Here is a 220-nt window from a genome sequence, read left to right as displayed (position 1 = left end):
GGCAATTCGTCGATGCTGGTGCGGCGGATGAACTTCCCCACTTTGGTAATGCGAGGGTCATCCTCCATCTTGAACATCAGACCGTTCATCTCATTTTGCGCCATCAATTCCTTTAAAACTGGAAAGCCCCGGCCCGTTGATTTTCAAACAGAAGCGGGTAGGGTTGAACGGCCGGTATTTCTATATCCACAAACTGCGCAGCATGTATGTGGACGCCGAA

Annotated in this window: 1 protein-coding gene and 1 pseudogene; one reads left to right on the top strand and one right to left on the bottom strand. The window is 50.5% G+C overall.

Annotated elements, in window-relative coordinates; genetic code table 11:
- Positions 1–110, bottom strand: a pseudogene (locus H6B10_RS17095) (sugar transferase); the annotation flags it as partial.
- A gap of 26 nt (positions 111–136) precedes the next feature.
- On the opposite strand from H6B10_RS17095, the gene H6B10_RS17090 reads away from it, so the two are divergent.
- A partial coding sequence (locus H6B10_RS17090; protein WP_430661796.1) for a sugar transferase occupies positions 137–220 on the top strand: 84 nt, incomplete at its 3' end.

The sequence above is a fragment of the Gemmiger formicilis genome, assembly GCF_016901605.1.
In the GTDB taxonomy this organism is placed as follows: domain Bacteria; phylum Bacillota; class Clostridia; order Oscillospirales; family Ruminococcaceae; genus Gemmiger; species Gemmiger formicilis_B.
Note: the sequence above shows the minus strand (reverse complement) of the source record. Positions and strands in the feature narration are given on the sequence as shown.